We start from the raw sequence: 13,503 nt of genomic DNA on the forward strand, positions 1-13,503 counted from the left end.
CCGAAGCCCGCTCCGGGCCGAGGCATGGCGGGTGGAGGGACGACCCCTCCACCCGCCATCGGTTCACGCGGTCCGGTGGCGTCGGATCGCGATGAGGGCGGCGCCGGCGAGCAGCAGGAGCAGGGCGGTGCCGGCGATGGCCGACACCTCCGCGCCGGTGCGGCTCAGCGTGGTGCCGTCGCGGGTGATCGTGATGGTGTCCCAACCGATGACGTCGCCGTCAGCGGCCACGATCGCGATGCGGTGCTGGCCCGCGGATGTGTCCGCCGGGATGCGGAACTGCGTCGACCCGTCGGCCTCGACCACGTCGGAGCCCAGCGCGATGGGCTTCGAGTACAGCCACGCCCAGACCCGCTGACCGGCCCGATCACGACCGACCTGCACCGTGATCATCGACCCGGCCGCCGCCGAGGCGGGAGCCTGCACGTCGCCGCGGTTCTCATCCGTGAGGTCGCCCGCCGCAGGAGCGGAGGGCGCGCCGTCGCTCGGCGACGTCGGCGTACCGGGCTCGGTGGGCGGCGTGCCCGGGTCCGTCGGCGTACCGGGGTCCGTCGGCGTACCCGGATCCGTCGGGTCCGTCGGGTCCGTCGGGTCCGTGCCCGCCGCCGCGACCAGGGCGGAGACGGTGATCCGGTCGATGATCGGCGCCTCATCCGCTCGCAGCGGGATGCCCGGCCAGTTCTCCTCGGCGTAGGTGTCGCCGTCGAAGTTGGGCTGCTCCTCCGCAGCGAAGCGGATGACGTTCTCGCCGGCCTCCAGGTCGAGCACGACCGTGCGCTCCCAGAAGTTGTTCCGGTGGAACGTCGGCACGAACAGCACCCGGTCCGCCTCGCCGCCGTTCACCGAGATGTCGGCGTGACGGGCCATCGGGTTCGGGTTGTAATGCGTCGCCGGCACCTGCTCGGGGTTCGAGAAGCGCACGACCACCGCGTGCTCCCCAGCCGTGGCGGCATCGACCGTGAATTCGAGGGTGTTGCCGTTGCCGGGTGCACCGCCGATCCCCTGCACCGCCTTGCCGCCCTCGGCCAGGCCGAGGTCGACCACCGCGGCGGTGCCGTTGGTACGGGCGTCCTCCGCCTGGTACTCGACGGTCTCGATGGCGCCGGCGGATGCGCCGATGCGCAGGGCGTCGACGCGGGCCGGACCCTCGACGACGATCTTGTTGACGCCGCCCTCGAGGTGCACGGCCGCCTCGGAGCGGTCGCCGAGGTCGAGCACTGGATGGCCGTTCACCGACACCGAGCCATCGCCGGAGCCATCGATCGAGAGGCTGGCCTCGCCGTCGACGGGGCCGTACGCCCAGAAGGTGGCGCGCTGGCCGGCGGCGAGGTCGACGGTGCCGGTGCCGGCGTAGTCGACGGTGCCGTCGTGCTCGGCGAGCTCGGCCTCGTAGACGTCCTGGGTGCCATCCGCCGCCGCCCGGGTGAGCGTGATCCGATCGATCAGCGCGTCCCCTCGCGTGGACTTCGATCGGTCCAGGCTCTGCGCGGCGAGTGTGATCGTGTGGCGGCCCGCCGTCAGCTGGACGCTGGTCTCCTCGTGATCCCAGACCACCCACTTGTAGCCCAGTGGCAGGAACAGCTCCTGCTCGGCGGCGCCGTCGACCGTGAGGAAGACGTTGGTGGGGCCGTTCTCGGCGATGATCTCGGCGGTGTTGAGGCTGTTGGCGAAGACCGACAGGTCGTAGTCGCCGTCCTCGGGCACCTCGACGTCGAAGCTCAGCCGGCCGTTCGAGCCGGTGCGCAGTCCGCCGACGTTGAAACTGCCGGAGGTGTAGAACTTGCCGACGTCGGCCGGCGAGCCCTCGGGACCGTTCCGGCTGTACCCGCCGCCGGCGTAGGTCGCGTCCTCCGCCTCGTAGGAGGCCGACCAGCGGTCGTCTGTCTCGCGCGGCTCGGCGTCGCCCCCGGGGGTGAGGACGACCTCGTACGCGGCGGACTCGTCGAGCTGCGGCAGTCCGGCCGCGCCGAAGTCGAACGTGACGGTGCCATCGGTGACCGGCAGCACCGCATCCGACAGCACGGTCGGCTGAGCGGAGTCGCCGAGCTGGCCGGTCCACGGGATCTCGCGCACCTGCACCCGCACCGCGTCACCGAAGACCGCGGAGGGCACGTCCACGAAGTCGACGGGGAGGTCGCCGTCGGCGCCGCCGAGGAGCGTGCGGGCGATGCGGCGCTCCTCGTCGAGTGAAGCGACGCCCTGCAGCGTGTAGTTCTCGCCCGGCGACGGCGGCGTGACCTCGACGGTCTCGCCGGTCATCTGGGCGTAGGCGTTGTAGAGCCACCACTGCCCGTTGGCGCGGTTCTGCTGCACGGCGGAGTCGGAGAGGTTGCCGTTGATGTTCCAGAACGCGATCATCGCGTCGACCTTCTTCTCCTCGATGGCCGAGATCCACTGGATCATCTGGCCGGGCACCGAGGTGTGGTAGTTGAAGGCGTACTCGTTGATGTTGATCGGCAGCTCGCGGCCGGCGTGCACCGTGCCCGCGAACGCCTCGCGCTCCCATCCGCGGAAGCGGTCGATCGAGTCGCGCACCGCCTGCGGGTGCGAGAGCTCGTGCCAGGTGACGATGTCGGGCACCGTGTCCTCGGCGACGACGTGCTCGAGCCAGCCCTCGACCTGGTCGAACAGCACGCTGGTGCCGGGGCCGGCGATGCGCACCTCGATGCCGGTCTCGTCGCTCCACGCCCGGATGGTCTCGTAGGTCTCATCCCATGCGGCGAAGTAGTCGGCGGGGTTGTTCAGCCAGGAGATGTTGTTGTAGCTCCACGCCCCGCTGCCAAAGGAGTTGCCCTCGGGCTCGTTGAAGGGCTCGATGACCAGGTGGTCCTCGACGTACCCCCGCTGCGTCGCATCCGCGGCGGCGAAGGTCTCGATCATGTCGAGCTGGTCCTGCAGGACGCCGCGGTAGCTGTCGAGCCGCTCCTGCGGAGTGCTGCCGGGCCACTGGTACGGGAAGCCGCGGTACCAGTCCGTGATGCGCAGGTAGACGTCGCCGCCCGCCTCGGCCAGGGTCGGCAGGATCTCGAGCGCGTCGGAGCCCGGGTGCTGGGCGCCGTCCTGCGCCTTCGTCGCGACCGAGCCCACGTTCATGCCCTCGACCAGGTTCGACGTGGGCATCCCCTCGCCGTACAGCCCGTAGAGCACGCCGGAGGCCCCGCCGTAGACGTCGCCGGTCTTCTCGCCGAGGTCGACGCGCAGCTCGCCGCGGTTCACCGTCACCGTTGCGGAGACCGGTCGCCCGTCGGCGGAACCGTTCGCGACGAACGTGCCGACGCGCTCGAGGGTGGCGGGATCGACCGGCTGCCAGACGATGGGCACCTGACGGTCGTAGCCGTCGCTGTAGGTCGCTCGCACGCCTGCGGGCAGCGCAGGCTGCACCCCGATCCGCGTGCGCACCTCGAAGGCGTTCCGGCTCAGCTCGACAGGCTCGGTGTCGGCGCCGACGAGCTCGGCGACCTGTGCCGCGTCCAGCGCCTGGTCGTAGATGCGGAAGTCGTCCACGGCGCCGCGGAAGGCGGGGTCGCCGAACGGCGATGCGCCGATCGTGCCGGCGGTGGCCGAGGCGGCCGCGACGAGGGCGTTCGCGTTCACGCTGGTCGATGCCGAGCCGAGCTCCACGCCGTTCACGTAGGTCGTGAGGCGATCGTCGCCGCCGTCGAGACTCGTCGTGATCGTCACCCACTCGCCCGCTTCGGCGGGCTGGAATCCGGGCACGCGCGCCTCGCCGTTCGGACCGCCGGTGCTGACGGCGGTGCGGATGCGCCCGTCGCCGTCGTGGGGCATCGCGAAGAGGTAGCTGGTGTTGTTCGCGCCGAGACCGTAGAGCCACTGCCAGTTGCCGCCCTGACCGCTCCAGCGGAACGTCGCGGAGACGGTCACGTCCTCACCGGCGCCGAGGGCGCTCCGCGGGATCGTGACGTGGCCGCCGGTGAGGTCCAGCGCTTGTCCATCCGCTCCGGGGGTGAGGGCGCCGGCGCCGTTGAGCGTGCCGTCGCGACCGTTGCCGGAGACGTCCGGTACGGAGGTGCCGGTGAGCTGGTTCATGTCGTAGTGCAGTGAGGGCTGCGGCACGGCTGCCGCAGCGGGCAGTGCGCCGGCGGTCAGACCGCCTGCGCAGACGGCGAGTGCGATCGCGCCGGCCGCGGTGCGGCGGGCGAAGGTCGCGCTCGGCGGAGCGTGGTTCTTCATGGGAGACCTCTCTGTCTCGGTCGGACGGCGCCGACCACTCGGAACTGCTGGATGGGGTCAGGGACGGCTGGGGAGGAAGACGCGCATGGCGGTGGGCCCGCGCTGCGCCCACCGGTGGTACGGCACCAGGGGCAACAGCGTCGAGGAGCCGGACGGCTCGGCCGGTACGGCACCGAAAGACGGCCTCCGCGCCCCCTCGTGCGGGCTCGGAGCCGTGTCGGCGGAGATCAGCGCGCCGTCCTCGTGCGCGAGGGGCGCCAGCTCGGCGTCGACGCGGACGCCGTCGAGCGCCGCGCCGTCGGGCAGATCGCGCTCCTCGAGGCAGAGCACGAGCGGGCCGCGCTCGACGGCGACGGTGCCGCGCACGGCGTCGATGCGCGCATCCGGCCAGCTGAATCGCGGATGCATCGGCAAGATGAGCGTGAGCACCGCGCCGGCCTGCAGACCGTGCGCGGCCGCCCAGCCCGTCTCGACGGCGGTCGTCGAGCCGTCGCGCTCGAGGGCGGCTCCGTGCGCCCAGTGCGGCACCCGCAGTCGCAGCGACGCGCCGCCCTCGGGAGCCGCGAGCACCGTGACTGTGACGGAGCCCTCATCCGGGTAGCGCGTGTCGATGCGCAGCCGCACCTCGCCGCCGGCGACCTCGATGCGGTACTCCCCGGCCGCGTACTGCAGCAGGCTGACCATGCCGTCGTCGTCGACCGAGGCGGTGTACGCGGTGAACGAGGCGAGGGTGCGGGCGAGGTTGGTGGGGCAGCAGGACACCTCGAACCAGGGCGCGCGTTCGCCGCCCTCGGCCCGCGCGTTGACGGCGTCGGGCACCGCCTCCTCGCCGGCCTCGCGCTGCTGCAGCGGGTTGGCGTAGAAGAAGGCCCTGCCGTCGTCGCTCGGCGAGGTCGCGACGACGTTGTAGAGCGTGCGTTCGATGAGGTCGGCGTAGGCCACGTCGCCGGTGGCGAGGTAGAGGCGCCAGGAGACCATGTTCGAGGCGATGCCCGCGCAGGTCTCGCAGTAGGCGCGGTCCGGGGGCAGCTCCCAGTCGTCGCCGAAGCCCTCGTCCTGGTGCCGCGAGCCCATGCCGCCGGTGATGTACGTGCGGCGCTCCACGGTACGGCGCCACTGCGCCTCGAGGGCTGCCAGCAGCCCGGCGTCGTCGCGGTCGACGGCGAGATCGACCGCGGCCGCGGCGAGGTAGAGGGCGCGCACGGCGTGGCCGTGCCACGCCTCCGTCTCGCGCACCGGCACGTCGTCCTGGAAGTAGCCGGGACCGAGCAGCGGGATGGGGCGCAGCGTGCCCTGCCCGCGACGCTCGATGAACAGCTCGGCCTGCTCGCGGTAGCGCTCCTCCCCGGTCGCACGGGCGAGCTCCATGAGCGCGACCTCGATCTCCGGGTGCCCGCAGAGGCCCTGGCGCGCGTCTGCGCCGAACTCGCGGCAGACGTGGTCGGCGACGCGGCGCCCGAGCGCGACGAGCCGGTCCTCGCCGACGGTGCGCAGCCGGGCGACGGCGGCCTGGATGAGGTGCCCGGCGCAGTAGAGCTCGTGGCCTCGCTCGAGGTCGCTGTAGCGGGGCTCCTGTCCGTCGTGGCCGTAGCAGGTGTTGAGGTAGCCGTCGTCGTCCTCGGCAGGCAGGATGCGGTCGACCAGCCGCTCGAGCATCGCGTCGATCTCCTGGTCGCCGGTGCGCCCGAACTCCCAGGCGAGCGCCTCGATGAGCTTGTAGATCTCGGAGTCGCTGAACATCCATCCGGGGCGGTCCGGGCCCGTGCCGCCGTTCGCGACCCGGTCGAAGTTCTCGATCCAGCCGAGCCGCTCCATCCAGTCGAGGCTGTGCTGCAGGGATGCGGATGCGTTGACGTCCTGCATCCGCTTCCAGAAGCCGTCGTGGAGGGTCGCCTCGTCGAGGCCGATGCCACGGCGAGCGCCGGTGGAGGGCATGACGGGGGCTACCGCCGCGGTGGTGCGGCGGGTGGTGAGGTCGGTCATGCTGTTCCTAGTCCTTGACCGAGCCGGCCGTGACCCCGGCGGCGACGTAGCGCTGCGCGAGGATGAGGAGCACGGCTGCGGGGATCGAGGCGACCACGGCGGTGGCCATGATCGCGTTCCACTGCGTGGTGTTGTTGCCGATGTACTGGTAGATGCTCAGGGTGATGGGGATGAGGTCGCCGTTGCGGCTGAGGGTCGACGCGAAGATGAAGTCGGACCAGGCCCAGAGGAACGCGAACAGGGCGACCGTGATGGTGGAGTTGCGGCTGACGGGCAGGACGACCGACACGAAGGTGCGCCAGGCGCCCGCGCCGTCGACCTTCGCCGCCTGCAGCAGCTCCTTGGGGATGCCCGCCATGAACGCGGTGTAGAGCAGCACCGCGAAGGGGATGGCGATGGTCGAGTCGGCGATGATGAGACCGCCGACGCTGTTGAGCAGACCGAGGCGCACGTAGATGGCGTAGAAGCCCATGGCCATCACGACGCCCGGGATCATCTGCGCGACGATCAGGATGAAGTTGAGCGTGCCGCGCCCCCGCAGGTTGAGCAGCGCGAGGGCGTACCCGGCGGGAGCGGCCACGACGACCGTGAGCAGCACCGTGCCGAGGCCGATCAGCAGGCTGGTGCCGAGCGCCGGCAGCTGCGAGGCGAATACGGCCTGGTAGCCCTCGAGGGTCGGCGCCCAGGGGAACCAGTTCGGCGGGCTGTTGCGCAGGTCGCTGGTCTGGGTGAGCGAGACGTTGAACATCCAGTAGACGGGGAAGAGCATGAGCGCGGTGAAGAGCACCCCGAGGGCGGTCTTCCACCAGGCGCGGCGGGCGTTCATCGGTTCTCCTGACGACGCTGGAGCTGGAGGTAGAGCAGGCCGAACACCAGCGCGATGACGATGAGCAGGTTGCCGACGGCGGCTGCCGGCGAGAAGTCGGGCTGCCCGGTGCCGAAGGCCTCGCGGTACGACCAGATGGCGAGCGTCGTGGTCGTGGTGCCGGGTCCGCCGGTGGTCATGATCCAGATGACGTCGACGACCTTGAGCGTGTAGACGAGCCCGAGCAGCAGCGTGATGGCCGAGACCGGGCGCAGCAGCGGGAAGGTGATCGACCAGAACTGCCGCCACGGGCCTGCCCCGTCGAGCGAGGCGGCCTCGTAGACCTCCTCGGGGATGTTCTGCAGCCCCGAGTAGAGGATGACGAGGTTGAACGGGATGCCCAGCCAGATGTTGGCGATGGTGACCGCCAGCAGCGCGGTCTCCGGCGAGGTGAGCCAGTTGATCTGCGTGCCGCCGAAAGCGCGGATGAGGGAGTTGACGATGCCGTTCTCGCTGTTGAGCATCCACGCCCAGGTCGAGGCGGAGACGATCAGCGGCAGCAGCCACGGCACCAGGAACAGCGCGCGCAGGAAGCCGGAGAGGCGGAAGGCGCCGCGGAAGAACACGGCGAGCGCGAGACCGATCGAGAACTGCACCGCGATGGAGACGAGGGTGAAGAACGCGGTGTTGGCCAGGGCCTGCCCGAACAGCGGCGAGCCGAAGATCTGCGCGTAGTTCTGCAGCCCGACGAAGTCGGCCTCGCCCTGCACGAACGCGCGGATCGTGTAGTCGTGAACACTCAGCTCGATGTTGCGCCAGAGCGGGAACGCGTAGAAGAAGGCCAGGTAGGCCAGCAGCGGGGCCGCGAAGCCGATCGCCGCCCACTGGCTGCCCCGGGGTCCGCGCCGTCGCGAGCGGGGTGCCGGAGCGGGCGGGGTGGACCCGCCCGCTCCGGCCGTGCCGTCACGACGGGCCGTCGCTGCTGCGAGGGTCGTCGTCATGGTCGTCCTTCCGAGGGGATGGCTGCGTCGATCAGCCGAGGTCGGCTTCGGCGTTCGCCTGAGCCTCCTCGAGCGCGGCCTGCGGCGTGGAGACGCCGGAGAGGCCGTTCTGCACCGCGGTCCAGAGCTGCTCGGAGATGATCGGGTAGTCCGTGCCGAGGTTGTCGCTCGTGCGACCCTTCGCCGCCTGCACCGCGGAGACCCAGGTGTCGAGGTCGGCGTGCTCCTCGAGCAGCGCCTCCTGGCCCTCGGCCGTCGGCGGCACGTAGTACGCGAAGGTGTTCGCGGTCTCCACGAAGCCCTCGGGCGTGGTCATGCACTCGATGATCTGGCGGGTCACGTCGTAGCGGCCCTCGTCGCTCTGCACGGGGGCGATGATGAACTCGCCGCCGGTCGGCGCCGGGGCGACGCCGCCGTCCTCGGCCGGGATCTCGATGACGCCGGCCGGGAAGTCCGCCTCGGCGGCGGCGTTGACCTGCCACGTGCCGTTCTCGACGAAGCCGAAGCCGCCGGTGAGGAACTCCTCCCACGCGGTGTTCTGCGAGTTGTTGATGACCGTGTTCGGGGCGAGGCCGTCGTCCAGCCATCCCTTCCACAGCTCGAGCGCGGCGACGGCCTCGGGCGAGTCGAGCTCGGTGAGCTCCGCACCGGCGCCCCAGAACCACGGCAGGAACTGGAACGAGCCCTCCTCGGTGCCGATGCCGGAGAAGGTGATTCCCTGGCTGCCGGAGGCGGTGATGGCCTCGAGCGCTGCGGTCAGGCTTGCCCAGTCGGTGATGGATGTGGGATCCACGCCCGCTGCGTCGAGCACGTCCTGGTTGTAGTACAGCGCGAGGGTGTTGGCGCCGATGGGAACGCCGTAGGTCTCGCCGTCGACCTCGCCAGCGGCGAGGAGGTTGGCGTCAATGCCGGAGACGTCGAGGCCGAGCTCGTCGACGGTGCTCACGATGCCGGCGTCGGCGAGGGTAGAGACTGCCGGGTTGTCGAGCAGGATCACGTCGGGCGAGTTGCCCTCCTGCCCCGCCAGGAGCGCCTGGTTGGTGAGGGCGGTCGTGTCGTAGGCGGTGCGCTCGATCGTGACGCCGGCCTCGTCACCGCAGGCCTCGACGCGGTTGGCCCAGTCGGAGCCCTCCTCGTGCTGGGGGTACGGGTCCCACCAGGTGTAGGCGCCCGATGCCGCGTCGCCCTCGTTGCCGCCGCCGCTGCCGGCGCCGGCGCCGGCGCAGCTGGCCAGCAGACCGACCGCGGCGATGCCTGCGGCGACCGCGATCGCGGACTGGTGAATGCGCTTCATGGTTGTTCCTCCTCGAACAATCACTCCGGTGTCGAACCGGTTCGATGGTGGTGCGGGTTGTACGGCGGAAGGGGACCGCCAGGGGGTCTACCGGGGTGGCGCTGTGCTGCCCCGGTCGACGATCTCGGGGGCCACGAAGCGAGTCACGAAGGGATCGCCGGGCCCGATCTCCCCCTCGATGCGACGCACCAGCTGCCGCACGGCCATGCTGCCGAGCCGGTCGGGTGCACTCTCGATGGAGGAGAAGGGAAGGGAGAAGGTGCGGGCGAACTCGTCCGAGTACCGGCCCAGCACCGAGAGGTCCCGAGGGCTCGAGATGCCCCGGGCGTTCAGCACCGAGGGCAGCGCGGCGGCGGCGGCCTCGTTGTTGACGAGCAGCGCCGTCGCATCCGGGTACGTGTCCAGCAGCTCGTGCAGCGCCGTGCCGACCTCGGGCTGCGAGGCGGGGGCGAAGGCCGTGTGCAGGGTGATCCCCCGCGCCGCAGCCGCTGCCGCTGCCGCGTTCTGCAGTCGCCAGACGTAGGCGCCGCCCCGTTCGACGACGTGCTCCGGCTGCGACGCGAGGATGAGCTCGCGGTGCCCCAGGCGGTGCAGGTGCTCGACCATCTCCCGGCCGGCCTCCTCGAAGTCGAGGTCGAAGACGTCCACGCCGCGGGTGTCCTTCGGCAGCCCGACGAGTGCCCCCGGCTGCTGCGCGGCGCGCAGCACCTCCAGACGCGCGTCGTCCTCGGCGACGTTGAGCAGCACGATGCCGTCGATCATGCGGGAGTCGCTGATGCGCCGCAGTGCAGCGGTGCCGTCCGGCTCGGTGACGAGCAGCACGTCGTACCCGAGTTCCCGGGCGGTGTTGGAGACCCCGAGGATGTACTGCAGCATCGCGGGGGCGAACTCGTCCTCGAGGAACTGCGCGAGCAGTCCGATGACCTTCGTCTGCGAGGTCGCGAGCGAGCGGGCGCCGGCGTTCGGGGTGTACTGCAGCGACTTGGCCACCTCGGCGACGCGCAGGCGCACGGGCTCGGAGATCGACCGCTTGCCCGACAGGGCGTAGGAGGCCGTGCTGCGGGACACTCCTGCTTCCCGTGCGACGTCGCCGATCGTGACCATGGATGCTCCTTCGAATCGGTTCGACGGTACATCGCCAGTCGAACGAACGCAAGAGGTTGATTTCGATGGATTCGACTCGTTATCTTTCGAATCGCTTCACCGCCCGCAGCGGCTCGAAGGCCGGGCCTGCGTCGCCTCCGGCCGGTCGCAACCGCCCTGACCGAGCACGAGGAACCGCATGAGCATCCCCGCCTTCGACATCGACGAGATCCCGTTCAGCACCGCCGGCTCGTGGCTGAACCTCTCCCGCGTGGTCGGCCTGCATCGGCGAGCGGACGACATCCACCTCGTCAGCCACGTGACCGGCATGCATCCGGTCCTCTCCCTCGTGCCGATGAAGGGCGGGGAGTCCGCTGCGACGCGGGTCTCCGCCGATCCGGCCGTGCTGCGGTGGACCAGCGACGACGGCTCCACGGTGGAGGCGGTGTTCGCCTCCGCCGACACGGTGCGGCTGCGCGGTCGCGGAATGGACATGGCGATCAGCGACCCCGCGCTCGAGCTGACCCCGTTCACCGGCTCGTACTTCTACGAGGACCCGATGGACGGAGCCTTCGTGCTGACCAGCTACGAGACGGGACGACGGTACCGGCTGCACGTGCTCGCCGGGCGGGCGGACGCGGTCGGCGCCGGTCGTCTCGGCGCGGGCGAGCGCTCCCTCACGGTCTCCGGCGAGCGCTGGGAGCTCGCCATCACCGAATTCGAGGCCGCGCCGCCCGCCTCGGTCGACGAGGCGTTCGACGTGATCGCCGAGCGCGTGCGAGGCGAGTTCGACGGCTACGTCGACGCAATCGCCGGATGGCGCGACGAGCGGACCCCCGCAGCGAGCCTCGCCGCGTACGTGCTGTGGTCGGCGACCGTCGACCCATCGGGCTTCGTCACCCGACGCACGGTGCTCATGTCGAAGCACTGGATGGACAAGGTCTGGAGCTGGGATCACTGCTTCAACGCCATCGCCCTCGCCGTGGGCAGCGCCTCCGCCGGCCTCGAGCAGTTCCTCGCCCCGTTCGACCACCAAGACGCGCGGGGCGGGCTGCCCGACTCGATCACGCACTCCGAGGTGCTCTACAACTTCGTCAAGCCGCCTATCCACGGATGGGCGCTGCAGCGCCTGCGCGACGCGGCGCCGGATGCGCTCGGCCGGGAGGAGCTCGTCGCCGTGTACCGGTCGCTGCGCCGGTGGACGAACTTCTGGCTGCGCGCGCGCACCGGGCCGGGCAGCGTGCTCCCCCACTACCAGCACGGCAACGACAGCGGGTGGGACAACGCGACGATGTTCGACCACGATCGCGTCGTCGAGGCTCCCGACCTTGCCGCGTTCCTGATCGTGCAGCTGGGCACGCTCTCCGCGCTCTCGGCCGAGCTCGGCTACAACGACCACGAGCAGTGGCAGGCGACCGCGCAGCGCATCCTCGACGCGCTGATCGACGAGCTGCACGACGAGCGCGGCTTCTTCGCCCGCGGCGCGATCAGCGGCACCCGCAGCAAGGAAGGCAGCCTGCTGCCCGCGCTGACCGTGCTCGCGGCCGAGCACCTGCCGCAGCATCTCAACGACGAGCTGGCCGAGCGCATCCGCGATCACCTGACCGAGTGGGGCCCCGCCACGCAGCTCGTGCAGAGCGAGGAGTACGAGGCCGACGGCTACTGGCGCGGCCCGATCTGGGCTCCTCCACCGTGCTCGTCGAGGACGGCCTGCGCCGGGCGGGTCACGTCGACCTGGCCGACGACGTACGGGGCCGTTTCCTGCGGCTCTGCGAGCAGTCGGGCTTCGCGGAGAACTTCGACGCCGTCACCGGCGAGGGGTTGCGCGACCGCGCCTACACCTGGACCGCGAGCGCCTACCTCATGCTCGCCCGCTCACTGGCGCTCGAGGAGGAGGCGGTCTGAAAGACCGTCGCCACTGCCGGACATACCCTCGTGTGACCACGACCCGAGGCAGGCCCATGACCGAGCGCGCCGAGTTCGAGGCCTTCGCGCGGCGAGCCTTCGACCCGCTGCGCGCCTACCTGCGCCGGCGCGTCGACGCCGCGACCGCCGACGACGTGCTCGGCGAGACCCTGCTCGTGTGCTGGCGGCGGCGCGCCGACCTGCCGTCCGGCGACGAGGCCGTGCCGTGGGCGTTCGGGGTGGCGCGCGGATGCCTGCGCAACGCCGCACGCAGCGCCCGTCGGCAGGAGCGGCTGGCCGCGCGCGTCGCATCCGTCGATCCGCCGCGTGCGATCGTCGGGCCGGAGAGCCTCGACGACGACCCGGGCCTCGGCCGGGCGCTGGCGGGGCTGCGCGAGAAGGATGCGGAGATCGTGCGGCTCTGGGCGTGGGAGGAGCTCGGGCCGGCCGAGATCGCGGGCGTGCTGGGGATGACGGCGAACGCCGTCTCCATCCGCCTGCACCGCGCGAAGCGGCGGTTGGCTGAGGAGCTGCGAAAGACCGATGCGGTCGACGGACATGACCAGGTGGAAGGAGGGGAACGATGAGCATCCCGAACGAGGACGAGCAGCTGCGCGAGCGGCTGGCCCGCATCGACCCCGCCGCCACCCTGCAACCCGCCTCGGAAACGGAGATCCTCCGCATGGTCCAGAACACCATCAGCACCCCCGCCCGCACGAGCAGCCGCAAGCCCCTCTTCCTCGGGCTCGGCGCCCTCGCCGTCGGTGCCGCAGCCGCGGCCGTCGTCGGCATCGTGCTCACCGCCCCCGGCGGCGACGTGACCCGCCTGAGCGCCCCGAGCGGAGGGGGTCCCGCCGCGATGTGCGCCGAGCTCACCCCCGAGACGATGGCCGGTGCGGATCTCGCCGTCGCCGGCACGGTCGTCTCGATCAACGGCGACGACGTGACCCTCGAAGTGACCGAGCGCTTCACCGGCGAGAGCGCCGACCGCATCGTGGTCGCGCAGCAGGACCCGGATCTGCCGAGCGAGCTCTCGGCCGGCTCGTTCGAGCAGGGCCAGGACTACCTGATCTCGTCGATCGACGGCGTCATCACGACCTGCGGCCAGTCCGGCCCCGCCTCGCCCGAGCTGGAGCAGCTCTACCGCGCCGCGTTCTGACGCGGGGGCCGCGCCGGATGCGTCGATCAGCGGACGCAGCCGCCCCCAGCCCGGTGCGTCGGGGCAGCCCGCCGGCTCGCCT

General features: G+C 71.3%; 9 protein-coding genes and 1 pseudogene. 4 read left to right on the top strand and 6 right to left on the bottom strand.

Annotated elements, in window-relative coordinates:
* Positions 1–63: 63 nt before the first annotated feature.
* The 6 genes from QQK26_RS06355 to QQK26_RS06380 all read right to left on the bottom strand — a co-directional run bounded on the left by QQK26_RS06355 (position 64) and on the right by QQK26_RS06380 (position 10,378).
* Positions 64–4,191, bottom strand: a complete 4,128-nt coding sequence (locus QQK26_RS06355) for a LamG-like jellyroll fold domain-containing protein (RefSeq protein WP_284231216.1) — start codon at positions 4,189–4,191, stop codon at positions 64–66.
* Between the two features lie 57 nt (positions 4,192–4,248).
* A complete protein-coding gene (locus tag QQK26_RS06360; protein ID WP_284231219.1) occupies positions 4,249–6,174 on the bottom strand; it encodes a glycoside hydrolase family 127 protein in 1,926 nt (641 codons plus the stop codon).
* Positions 6,175–6,181: 7 nt separating this feature from the next.
* Complete coding sequence (locus QQK26_RS06365) at positions 6,182–7,000, bottom strand: carbohydrate ABC transporter permease (protein ID WP_284231222.1); 819 nt, start codon at positions 6,998–7,000, stop codon at positions 6,182–6,184.
* Positions 6,997–7,980 carry a carbohydrate ABC transporter permease gene (locus QQK26_RS06370; RefSeq protein ID WP_284231227.1) on the bottom strand — a complete coding sequence of 328 codons (984 nt, stop codon included), beginning with the start codon at positions 7,978–7,980 and terminating at the stop codon, positions 6,997–6,999. The genes QQK26_RS06365 and QQK26_RS06370 overlap by 4 nt, the downstream gene beginning before the upstream one ends.
* Positions 7,981–8,011: 31 nt before the next feature.
* Positions 8,012–9,274 carry a sugar ABC transporter substrate-binding protein gene (locus QQK26_RS06375; protein WP_284231230.1) on the bottom strand — a complete coding sequence of 421 codons (1,263 nt, stop codon included), beginning with the start codon at positions 9,272–9,274 and terminating at the stop codon, positions 8,012–8,014.
* 87 nt (positions 9,275–9,361) lie between these two features.
* Positions 9,362–10,378: a LacI family DNA-binding transcriptional regulator gene (locus tag QQK26_RS06380; RefSeq protein ID WP_284231233.1), complete on the bottom strand. Its 1,017-nt coding sequence runs from the start codon at positions 10,376–10,378 to the stop codon at positions 9,362–9,364.
* 910 nt (positions 10,379–11,288) lie between these two features.
* On the opposite strand from QQK26_RS06380, the pseudogene QQK26_RS16430 reads away from it, so the two are divergent.
* The 4 genes and pseudogenes from QQK26_RS16430 to QQK26_RS06390 form a co-directional block, all read left to right on the top strand.
* Positions 11,289–11,981 (top strand): annotated as a pseudogene (locus QQK26_RS16430) (MGH1-like glycoside hydrolase domain-containing protein); the annotation flags it as partial.
* A gap of 68 nt (positions 11,982–12,049) precedes the next feature.
* On the top strand, positions 12,050–12,262 hold the full coding sequence (locus QQK26_RS16435) for an MGH1-like glycoside hydrolase domain-containing protein (RefSeq protein WP_431307989.1): 213 nt from the start codon (positions 12,050–12,052) through the stop codon (positions 12,260–12,262).
* A 56-nt stretch (positions 12,263–12,318) separates the two neighbouring features.
* Positions 12,319–12,849: an RNA polymerase sigma factor gene (locus QQK26_RS16440; RefSeq protein WP_431307990.1), complete on the top strand. Its 531-nt coding sequence runs from the start codon at positions 12,319–12,321 to the stop codon at positions 12,847–12,849.
* Positions 12,846–13,421: a hypothetical protein gene (locus QQK26_RS06390; protein WP_284231240.1), complete on the top strand. Its 576-nt coding sequence runs from the start codon at positions 12,846–12,848 to the stop codon at positions 13,419–13,421. Before QQK26_RS16440 ends, QQK26_RS06390 begins: the two co-directional genes overlap by 4 nt.
* Positions 13,422–13,503 lie beyond the last annotated feature (82 nt).

Origin of the sequence: Arenivirga flava (genome assembly GCF_030161575.1) — a bacterium.
Lineage (GTDB): Bacteria > Actinomycetota > Actinomycetes > Actinomycetales > Microbacteriaceae > Arenivirga > Arenivirga flava.

Coding starts and splice junctions, on each gene's coding strand:
- QQK26_RS06360 (WP_284231219.1), bottom strand. CDS start 6,174: ATGACCGACCTCACCACCCGCCGCACCACCGCGGCGGTAGCCCCCGTC.
- QQK26_RS06370 (WP_284231227.1), bottom strand. CDS start 7,980: ATGACGACGACCCTCGCAGCAGCGACGGCCCGTCGTGACGGCACGGCC.
- QQK26_RS06380 (WP_284231233.1), bottom strand. CDS start 10,378: ATGGTCACGATCGGCGACGTCGCACGGGAAGCAGGAGTGTCCCGCAGC.
- QQK26_RS16440 (WP_431307990.1), top strand. CDS start 12,319: ATGACCGAGCGCGCCGAGTTCGAGGCCTTCGCGCGGCGAGCCTTCGAC.
- QQK26_RS06355 (WP_284231216.1), bottom strand. CDS start 4,191: ATGAAGAACCACGCTCCGCCGAGCGCGACCTTCGCCCGCCGCACCGCG.
- QQK26_RS06365 (WP_284231222.1), bottom strand. CDS start 7,000: ATGAACGCCCGCCGCGCCTGGTGGAAGACCGCCCTCGGGGTGCTCTTC.
- QQK26_RS06390 (WP_284231240.1), top strand. CDS start 12,846: ATGAGCATCCCGAACGAGGACGAGCAGCTGCGCGAGCGGCTGGCCCGC.
- QQK26_RS06375 (WP_284231230.1), bottom strand. CDS start 9,274: ATGAAGCGCATTCACCAGTCCGCGATCGCGGTCGCCGCAGGCATCGCC.